The sequence below is a fragment of the Streptomyces sp. NPDC044061 genome, assembly GCF_056434305.1.
The window spans coordinates 145,926-154,864 of sequence record NZ_JBWKFL010000007.1 but is presented as its reverse complement, the minus strand read 5'-3'; the positions used below and the strand labels follow the sequence as shown (position 1 = coordinate 154,864).

Sequence of the window (8,939 nt, the reverse complement as noted above, 5' to 3'; positions counted from 1 at the left end):
AAAATCCTCAGCAGGGTGCGCGCCAGGTGGGAAGAAAGGACACGTGAGAGACGCGGACCCCGCCGTGGCGGCGGGGCCCGCTCCGTTCTTCTGGTCTTCCGGTTCCCCGGTTTGCCGGTTTGCCGGTTCCACCGGTTTCCCGGCGGTCCGGCCTGCCCTGCTACGCGGCGGCCCGGGCCTTGCGGTACAGCACCGCGCCCGCGAGCAGAGCGCCCCCGCCCATCGGCAGGGCGAGGCCCAGCGGCACGTCACTGCCGGTGTGGGCGAGCTGGGCGGCGCTCAGGGACTGGTCGGAGCCGCCCAGGTGCTTGACCTGGGACGATCCCTGGGGAGTGTGGCCTCCCTCGGCGGGCGGGGTGCCCGGCGTTCCCGGGTGGCCGGGGGTTCCCGGGGTTCCGGGCGTACCCGGGTGTCCCGGAGTCCCGGGGTGGCCCGGATGACCGGGATGGCCGGGGTGACCGGGATGGCCGGGATGGCCGGGGTGCCCCGGCTCGCCCGGGTGTCCGGGCTTCCCCGGCGGGGTCCCGTGCCCGTCGCCGGGCGGTCGGCTGTGGTGTCCACCGCCGTTGGCGCAGTCGTTGCCCGTGGTGGCGTTGCCGGCACCGATGACGTCGACGCTGTTGCCGCACACGTTGACCGGGACGTCGATCGGTACCTGGACGGTGTTGCCGGAGCCGACGCCGGGCGAGCCGCCGGTGTGGCCGCCCGCGTGCGAGCCGCCGTGGCCGCTCGTTTCGCCGTACCCTCCCGAGTCGCCGCCGTGATTGGCGCATTTGTTGCCCACGGACGGATTGAGGAGCCCGACGACGTTCACGGTGTTGCCGCAGACGTTCACCGGCGCGTGCACCGGTGCCTGCACCGTGTTGCCGGACAGTACGCCGGGCGAGCCGGCCGCTGAACCGGCCGCGCCCGAGTCGGCGTGGGCGTAGCCGCTCGCGGCGGCGATCACGCCGGTGGCGGCCGCCATGGTCATCAGGCCCTTGCGGGTGCCGTGTCGCATTTCTGAATTCCCCCCTGCCTTCGGTGAAATATGTGTTCCCGCGAAAAGGAGTTCACGGGAAAAGACCGGTCGGCCTCGGAGCGCATGGCGCGCGCTCCGAGGCCGACGGCTCGTACAAGACGCCTCTCAGGGAGTCGACGTCAGCGGTTGACGCAGGCGTTGCCGAAGGTGGGGTTCAGGAGCCCGATCACGTCGATCGTGTTGCCGCACACGTTCACCGGGACGTGGACGGGCACCTGAACGACGTTGCCGGAAATGACGCCCGGGGAGTGCACGGCGGCACCCTGGGCACCCGAGTCGGCGACGGCCAGGCCCGCACCCGCGAGAACCAGACCACCGGTGGCAGCCGCAGCAGCGACGACCTTCTTGATCATTATTCCTCCTTGTTGGCAAATGCGATCCCAAGGTGCGGGATCACATCAGCTGTAACGAGGAGGGAGTAATCGAGATACGAGCTTATGGTCGCATTCACTCTTCTCAGTCGATCTCGAAAAGGCGCCCGATTAGCTGCGCCCATGGCATCACGACGCGTCGATGAACCGGTCGAGCACCCGCACGCCGAACTTCAGCCCGTCCACCGGCACCCGTTCGTCCACGCCGTGGAACATGCCGGCGAAGTCCAGCTCCGGCGGCAGCTTCAGCGGCACGAAGCCGAAGCCGCGGATGCCGAGGTCGTCGAAGGACTTGGCGTCGGTCCCGGCGGAGAGCGTGTAGGGGATCGCCTTGGCGGTCGGGTCCTCGGCCAGCAGCGAGGACTGCATGGCCTCGACGAGCGCCCCGTCGAAGGTGGTCTCGATCGCCTTGTCGGCGTGCACGTCCTCGCGGCGGACGTTGGGCCCGAGCAGCCGGTCGAGGTCGGCGAGGAACTCCTCCTCGTGGCCCGGCAGGAACCGTCCGTCGATGTGCGCGGTGGCCTCGCCGGGGATGACGTTGACCTTGTAACCGGCGTTCAGCTGGGTGGGGTTGGCGGTGTTGGACAGGGACGCGCCGATCAGTTTCGCGAGCCCCCCGAGCTTGGCGAGGGTGGCCTCCATGTCCTCCGCGTCCAGCTCGGTGCCGAGCGCGTCGCCGAGTTCGTCGAGGAAGGCCCGGGTGGTCTTGGTGACCCGCACCGGGAACCTGTGCCGGCCGACGCGGGCGACGGCCTCGGACAGCTCGGTGATGGCGTTGTCCCGGTGGATCATCGACCCGTGTCCGGCGGTGCCGGCCACGGTCAGCTTCATCCAGTGCATGCCCTTCTGGGCCGTCTCGATCAGGTACAGCCGCCGCTGCTCGTTCACCGTGAAGGAGAAGCCGCCCACCTCGCTGATCGCCTCGGTGACGCCCTCGAACAGGTCGGGGTGGTGGTCGACCAGGTAACGGGCGCCGGAGGTGCCGCCGGCCTCCTCGTCGGCGAGGAAGGCGAGCACGATGTCCCGCGGCGGCCTGCGTCCGCTGCGCAGCCGGTCCCGCACGACCGCGAGGGTCATGGCGTCCATGTCCTTCATGTCGACGGCCCCGCGCCCCCACACGCATCCGTCGGTGACCTCGCCGGAGAACGGGTGGTGGGTCCAGTCCTGTGCGTTGGCCGGTACTACGTCCAGGTGGCCGTGGATCAGCAGCGCGGGCCGTGACGGGTCCGTGCCCTCGATCCTGGCCACGGTGGAGGCCCGCCCCGGGTGCGACTCGAAGATCTGCGGTTCGAGCCCGACCTCGGCGAGCTTCTCGGCGACGTACTCGGCGGCCTTGCGCTCGCCCGGTCCCGAGTGGTCGCCGTAGTTGCTGGTGTCGAACCGGATCAGCTCGCGGCAGAGGTCCACGACCTCGTCCTCGCCGGTGACGCCCCTGGCCGTGTCCGTCTCGCTCACGCTGCTTCCTCCCGCTGTCCGCTGGTGGTCCTCCTCATCCTCCCTCCGGTCCTGCTCCGGGCCCAAGACCGGTCCCGGCCCGTCACACGCCGTTCACGCGCGCCGGGCCCCCGGGGACGGGGTGTGATCAGCCACCCTCGAAAGCCTGGTAGTGTTTCCTTCGTCGCCGCGAGGGAAACCCCGCACGACAGACACCTTGTCCGGGTGGCGGAATGGCAGACGCGCTAGCTTGAGGTGCTAGTGCCCTTTATCGGGCGTGGGGGTTCAAGTCCCCCCTCGGACACCAGTGCACCAGTGAGGCCCCTGCTCGGCAGGGGCCTTTCGCATGCGCGCGTGCGGAAGGGGCTTCCTAGACTTGAAGGGTGGCCCGGCCCAACGAAGAGGTCGAGGCGCTCCTGCAGGAGTACGCCGACCTCGTCGCGATCACGGGAGGCGACGCCTTCAAGGCGCGCGCCTACGAGAAAGCCGCGCGTGCCATCGGCGGTCATCCCACCGACATCTCGGGGCTGGACGTCGACGGGCTCCGGGAGATCCCGAGCGTGGGCAGGTCGATCGCCGAGAAGGTGGCCGAGTACCTGCGCACGGGAAAGGTCGCGGCGGTCGAGGACCGCCGGGCGCGGATACCCGCCGGGGTGCGGGAGCTGATCACCATCCCCACGCTCGGCCCGAAGAAGGCGCTGCGGCTCTACGAGGACCTGCACATCTCGTCGGTCGACGAACTGGCCGCGGCCATCGAGGCGGACGCGCTGGCCGATCTGAAGGGGTTCGGCGAGAAGACGCAGGAGAACATCCTGCACGGGATCCGGCTGATGCAGGAGGCGGGCGACCGCATCCCGCTCAACCTCGCCCTCGGCGCCGCCGAGGAGATCGTCGCCGAACTGTCCGCGGTGACCGGCTGCAAGCGGTGCGCGTACGCCGGGTCGCTGCGGCGGATGAGGGAGACCATCGGCGACATCGACGTCCTCGTCGCGGCGAACCGGTCCGCGCCCTTCATGGACGCGCTGGCCTCCCTGCCGTCGACGGCGGAGGTGATCGCCCACGGGGAGAAGAAGACGTCGGTCCGCACCGGCAAGGGCGTCCAGGTGGACCTGCGGGTGCTCCCGCCCCGGTCGTGGGGCGCCGGGCTGCAGTACTTCACCGGGTCCAAGGGACACAACATCCGCACCCGTACCATCGCCGTCCACCAGGGTCTGAAGCTCTCCGAGTACGGCCTGTTCGACACCGAGAGCGGGGAATCGCTCGCCTCCCGTACGGAGGAGGAGGTGTACGCCCGGCTCGGCCTGCCGTGGATCCCGCCCGCGCTGCGGGAGGACCGCGGGGAGATCGAGGCGGCGCTGCGCGGTGAGCTGCCCGAGGTGGTGACGGAGCGGGACATCCGCGGTGACCTGCACACCCACACGGACCTCACGGACGGCCTCGCGCCGCTGGAGACGATGGTGGAGGAGGCCGCCGCACGCGGCTACGCGTACTACGCGGTCACCGACCACGCGCCCGACCTGTACATGCAGCGCATGACCGACGAGAAGATCCTCGCCCAGCGCGAGCGGGTGCGGGACCTGGACGGCACCCGGCACCGGATGCGGCTGCTGCACGGCACGGAGCTGAACATCGGGCCGGACGGGGAGGTGGACTGGCCGGACGAGTTCCTGGCCGGCTTCGACCTCTGCGTGGCCTCCCTGCACTCCCACTTCGACCAGGACCGCGGGACGATGACGAGACGGCTCGTGCGGGCCTGCGAGAACCCGTACGTCCATGTCATCGGCCATCCGACCACCCGGCTGATCGGCAAGCGGCCGGGCGTGGACGCCGACTGGGACGAGGTGTTCGCCGCCTGTGCCCGCACCGGCACCGCGCTGGAGATCAACGCCCAGCCCGACCGCCTGGACCTGCGTGACGAGGACGTCCTGCGGGCCCGGCGGCACGGCGTGCGGTTCGCGGTGAACACCGACGCCCACTCCGTGCTCCACCTCGCCCACCTGCGCTACGGCGTCGGCACGGCACAGCGCGGCTGGCTCACCAAGGACGACGTGATCAACACCTGGCCGCTGACCCGCCTGCGCCGGTTCCTGCGGAAGGGCGGGCGAAGCTGAACTCCGGTCTACCGCAGGGGCCGTAGCGTGAGCGAGCCGTCGTCCGCGTGCTCGACCCGGCCGCCGAAAGGGCGGCTGCACCGGTCGAGGGCGGTGCGCAGCCACGCGGTGTCCTCGGCCGACGCGTGTTCCAGGCGCATCCGGCGCGCCTGCAGGGGCACCATCCGCAGGCCGGTCAGCCGTCCGCTGCCGGGTTCGAGCGAGGCCAGGTGGAGCAGCCGCAGGTCGTCGCGGTAACGCTCGTAGCCGCCGATGCCCTCGTAGTCGTCGACGAGGTCACCGCAGCCGTACAGGACGAGTCTGTCCCGGTACACCTCCAGCGGACGCGGGTGGTGCGAGGAGTGGCCGTGGACGACGTCCGCCCCGGCTTCGACGAGTGCGTGGGCGAAGCGGACCTCGGCGCGGGAGACGGCGTATCCCCAGTTGGCGCCCCAGTGCACGGAGGCGACCACGACGTCGCCCGGCCGCCCGACCTGGCGCAGCCGGTCGGCGAAGGCGGCGGCCGCTCCCTCGGTGGGCGCGGCGACCAGGGCCACCCCGGACCGCTCGGCGGTGGCTGCCCAGCTGTGCGGGATGCCGCTGGACGGCATCCCGAAGGAGAAGACCAGCAGGCGTCCGCCCGTCCGCAGGGGGACGGCCGCCGGGCGCCATGCGGCGACCGCGTCCCGGCCCGCCCCGGCCGTGCGCAGCCCGGCCCCCGCCAGGGAGTCCAGCGTCTCGGCCAGGCCCGGCGGCCCGAAGTCGAGCACGTGGTTGTTGGCGAGGACGCAGACGTCGGGGCGTGCCACGGCGAGCGCGGGCAGGTTGGCGGGATTCATCCGGTAGTGGACGGCCTTGCCGGGTGCGAAGTCGCCGTCCCGGGTGACCGCGGTCTCCAGGTTGATGACCCGTACCTCCGGCGCGGCGCGGTCCAGTGCCGGCAGCGCCTCGCCCCAGGGCCAGGAGGGGTCGACCGGGCGCGCTATGGGGCCGTTGGCCGCCTCCGCCAGGGCGACGTAGTCGCGGGCGTCCCGCACGTAGTCCTCCCGCAGTGCGGGGTCGCCGGGGTGCGGGAGGATCTGGTCGACGCCCCGGCCGAGCATGACGTCACCGGCGAGGAACAGGGTGAGGGTCTGCTCACGCATGGCGGACGTCCTCACCACGACGGACGTCCTCACACATGATCCCCGCCTACACGTGTGCGGGCGCCATGTGGTCGGTGAACCAGTCGCGGGCCAGCCCGGTCACCCGCTCCAGTGTGCCGGGCTCCTCGAACAGATGGGTGGCGCCGGGGACGACCTCGAGCCGGTTCTCGCAGCGCAGTCGGGCCTGTGCCTCCCGGTTGAGGCCGAGCACCTGGGGGTCGGCGCCGCCCACGACGAGCAGGGTGGGCGCCGTCACCTCGGGCAGCCGGGGTCCGGCCAGGTCGGGCCTGCCCCCTCGGGAGACGACGGCGGCGGGGTGTGCCGACGGTTCGGTGGCGGCCCAGAGGGCGGCGGCCGCGCCGGTGCTGGCGCCGAAGTAGCCGACGGCGAGGCCCTCGAGGTCGGGTTGCTCGCGCAGCCAGCCGGTGGCGCCGGCCAGCCGTTCGGCGAGCAGCGCGATGTCGAACACGTTGGTCCGGTCGTGCTCCTCGTCCTCGGTGAGCAGGTCGAAGAGGAGGGTGCCGAGGCCGGCCCGGTTCAGCCCCTCGGCCACGAAGCGGTTGCGCGGGCTGTGCCGGCTGCTGCCGCTGCCGTGGGCGAAGGCGACGACACCGGTCGCTCCGGCGGGCAGGGTGAGCCGCCCGCGCAGTCGTACGGCACCGGCCGCGACCTCCACCTCGCGGTCCTCGGAGCCGGTGCCGGCGAAGCGGTCGTGGCGCCTGGCCGCCTGCCGCAGACAGGCGGTGACCTCGTCGTCCTCGACCTGGGTGAAGTCGCCGTAGAACTGGCCGATCGCGAAGAACTCGGCCGGGGTGTGGAGGCACACCAGTTCGTCGGCCTCGTCGGCGAGCCGCCGGGTGAAGTCGCGTGGGGCGACGGGGACCGCCAGCACGACGCGGGCCGCGCCCCGAGCGCGCGCGATCCGGCAGGCGACCCGTGCGGTGGAGCCGGTGGCCACGCCGTCGTCGACGACCACGACGGTCCGGCCCGCGACGGTCACGGGCGTGTGTTCGCCGCGGTAGCGGGCGCCCCGCCGTTCCAGCACCGCGCGCTCCTGCGCCTCGACCCGGTCCAGGTCCGCCCGGCCGACGCCGGTGTGCCGCAGCACGTCCTGGTTGATGACCCGCACGTCGTCCTCGCCGATGGCGCCCATGCCCAGTTCCGGCTGGTCGGGCACGCCCAGTTTGCGCACCATGCAGACATCCAGGGGCGCGTCGAGGGCCTCGGCGACGGCCGCGGCGACCGGCACGCCGCCGCGGGGCAGCCCGAGCACCACGACGTCCTGGCCCCTGAGGTACTCGAGGCGCCGGCCCAGCCGCCGTCCCGCTTCGAGTCGGTTCGTGAGGAGCACGGTCACGGCTCCGTCATTCCTGGGGCGGCCAGAGGGGCGGGGGTGTCTCCGTCTCGGTCGCTCCGGTCGCCTTCATGTCGCCGGCGGCCGCGCGCAGCAGCAGCCGGCCCATGGCCACCAGGGCGCGTCCTGCGGCGAGTTCGTCACCGATCTCCGGCACCGCCGGGTCGTAGGGGCTCCGGCGGGCCTCCGCGTGGCTCTCCAGAACGTTGTCGCCGGTGTCCAGGACGATCCGGGCTGTGGTGTCCGGGTCGTGTTCGGACAGGTAGAGGTTCAGCCGCCATTCCTTGACGGACGGAGGACGGTTGCTCACGGGTCGGGTCATCGTCCGTCTCTCCTCACTGCGTTGCGAGGCCACGGGACGCGGCGCCGCGTCACCCCTTCCACTGTGCACCGCGCCGGCGGTCGGCGCCTCCCCTGGTAGGGGCAGAATGTGGGCCATGACCTCGCGCACCTGTCCCTGCGGCCGTCCCGAGTCCTACGACGCCTGCTGCGGCCGCTACCTCGCGCAGCCGGGTGCCGCCGCGCCGACCGCCGAGGCCCTCATGCGGTCGCGGTACAGCGCGTTCGTGAAGGGGGACGCGGGCTATCTGCTGCGCACCTGGCATCCGCGGACCCGGCCGGAGCGGCTGGAGCTGGATCCCCGTATGAGGTGGACGGGGCTGGAGATCCTCGGCAACACCGACGGGTCCGCCTTCCACACCACGGGGACGGTGACGTTCCGCGCCTCCTACCGGGGCGGCACGCTGCACGAGCGCAGCCGGTTCGAGCGGGTGGACGGGGCGTGGGTGTACGTGGACGGCGACTTCCTCGACGAGTAGGGCCGCTACGGCGCCAGGATCTCCAGTTCCTGGAGGGCGCCGACGGTGATCTCCCTGGTCAGTTCCTCGGCGCGGGACGCGTCGCCGGCGCGGACCGCCTCCGCGACCTGGACGTGCAGGGTGACGGCGGCCGGGTCGGGGTCCTCGAACATCACCTCGTGGTGGGTGCGGCCGGCCAGCACCTCCGCGACGACGTCGCCGAGGCGCGCGAACATCTCGTTGCCCGACGCCATGAGGATGACCCGGTGGAAACCGATGTCGTGGACCAGGTACTCCTCCAGCCGGTGGCCGCGTGAGTTGGCCACCATGCCGAGCGCGCACGCGGTGAGTTCGGCGCACTGCTCGGGCGTGGCGTGCCGGGCGGCGAGGCCGGCCGCCACCGGCTCGATCGCCGAGCGCAGCACGGTCAGCGAGCGCAGCTGGTGCGGGCGGTCGGCGCCGGCCAGCCGCCAGCGGATGACCTGCGGGTCGTAGACGTTCCACTCGGCCTTGGGGCGCACCGTCACGCCCACCCGGCGGCGGGACTCGACCAGGTGCATGGACTCCAGGACACGCACGGCCTCGCGCATCACGGAGCGTGACACCTCGAAGTGCTGGGCGAGTTCGTCCGTGCGCAGAACGCTGCCCGGCGGGTACTCGCCCGCCGTGATCGCGGGGCCGAGGGTGTCGAGTACGCGGCCGTGCAGCCCCCGTGTGGTCATGCACT

Annotated in this window: 9 protein-coding genes and 1 tRNA gene; 3 read left to right on the top strand and 7 right to left on the bottom strand. The window is 72.1% G+C overall.

The annotated features are described in order from the left end of the window. Positions 1–160 precede the first annotated feature (160 nt). The 3 genes from AC07CM_RS13790 to AC07CM_RS13780 form a co-directional block, all read right to left on the bottom strand. A complete protein-coding gene (locus AC07CM_RS13790; RefSeq protein ID WP_478876580.1) occupies positions 161–1,000 on the bottom strand; it encodes a chaplin in 840 nt (279 codons plus the stop codon). 140 nt (positions 1,001–1,140) lie between these two features. Beyond that, positions 1,141–1,374, bottom strand: a complete 234-nt coding sequence (gene chpH / locus AC07CM_RS13785; RefSeq protein ID WP_478876579.1) for a chaplin ChpH — start codon at positions 1,372–1,374, stop codon at positions 1,141–1,143. 147 nt (positions 1,375–1,521) lie between these two features. Beyond that, entirely contained in the window at positions 1,522–2,847 is a 1,326-nt protein-coding gene (locus tag AC07CM_RS13780) for a M20/M25/M40 family metallo-hydrolase (RefSeq protein ID WP_478876578.1), read from the bottom strand. A gap of 198 nt (positions 2,848–3,045) precedes the next feature. On the opposite strand from AC07CM_RS13780, the gene AC07CM_RS13775 reads away from it, so the two are divergent. Next, positions 3,046–3,133 (top strand) — tRNA-Leu (locus AC07CM_RS13775). 76 nt (positions 3,134–3,209) lie between these two features. Further along, the gene (gene polX / locus AC07CM_RS13770; protein ID WP_478876577.1) at positions 3,210–4,937 is read left to right on the top strand and encodes a DNA polymerase/3'-5' exonuclease PolX; all 1,728 of its coding nucleotides are present in this window, start codon (positions 3,210–3,212) and stop codon (positions 4,935–4,937) included. 8 nt (positions 4,938–4,945) lie between these two features. Here the strand turns inward: polX and AC07CM_RS13765 are convergent, their stop codons facing one another. The 3 genes from AC07CM_RS13765 to AC07CM_RS13755 are packed head-to-tail and all read right to left on the bottom strand — an operon-like array spanning position 4,946 to position 7,737. Further along, the gene (locus AC07CM_RS13765; protein WP_478876576.1) at positions 4,946–6,061 is read right to left on the bottom strand and encodes a CapA family protein; all 1,116 of its coding nucleotides are present in this window, start codon (positions 6,059–6,061) and stop codon (positions 4,946–4,948) included. A 46-nt stretch (positions 6,062–6,107) separates the two neighbouring features. Then, positions 6,108–7,412 carry a phosphoribosyltransferase family protein gene (locus AC07CM_RS13760; RefSeq protein ID WP_478876740.1) on the bottom strand — a complete coding sequence of 435 codons (1,305 nt, stop codon included), beginning with the start codon at positions 7,410–7,412 and terminating at the stop codon, positions 6,108–6,110. Between the two features lie 13 nt (positions 7,413–7,425). Further along, a complete protein-coding gene (locus tag AC07CM_RS13755) occupies positions 7,426–7,737 on the bottom strand; it encodes a dsRBD fold-containing protein (protein ID WP_478876575.1) in 312 nt (103 codons plus the stop codon). Positions 7,738–7,852: 115 nt separating this feature from the next. Between AC07CM_RS13755 and AC07CM_RS13750 the strand changes: the two genes are divergently transcribed. Continuing rightward, positions 7,853–8,233, top strand: coding sequence for a YchJ family protein (locus AC07CM_RS13750; protein WP_478876574.1), 381 nt, complete (start codon positions 7,853–7,855; stop codon positions 8,231–8,233). A gap of 5 nt (positions 8,234–8,238) precedes the next feature. Here the strand turns inward: AC07CM_RS13750 and AC07CM_RS13745 are convergent, their stop codons facing one another. Then, positions 8,239–8,934, bottom strand: coding sequence for a FadR/GntR family transcriptional regulator (locus AC07CM_RS13745; RefSeq protein WP_478876573.1), 696 nt, complete (start codon positions 8,932–8,934; stop codon positions 8,239–8,241). Positions 8,935–8,939: the final 5 nt, after the last annotated feature.

Bases quoted from the DNA above. Each gene is read 5' to 3' on its own strand.
- AC07CM_RS13790 (WP_478876580.1), bottom strand. From the start codon at position 1,000: ATGCGACACGGCACCCGCAAGGGCCTGATGACCATGGCGGCCGCCACC.
- chpH (WP_478876579.1), bottom strand. From the start codon at position 1,374: ATGATCAAGAAGGTCGTCGCTGCTGCGGCTGCCACCGGTGGTCTGGTT.
- AC07CM_RS13765 (WP_478876576.1), bottom strand. From the start codon at position 6,061: ATGCGTGAGCAGACCCTCACCCTGTTCCTCGCCGGTGACGTCATGCTC.
- AC07CM_RS13755 (WP_478876575.1), bottom strand. From the start codon at position 7,737: ATGACCCGACCCGTGAGCAACCGTCCTCCGTCCGTCAAGGAATGGCGG.
- AC07CM_RS13750 (WP_478876574.1), top strand. From the start codon at position 7,853: ATGACCTCGCGCACCTGTCCCTGCGGCCGTCCCGAGTCCTACGACGCC.
- AC07CM_RS13745 (WP_478876573.1), bottom strand. From the start codon at position 8,934: ATGACCACACGGGGGCTGCACGGCCGCGTACTCGACACCCTCGGCCCC.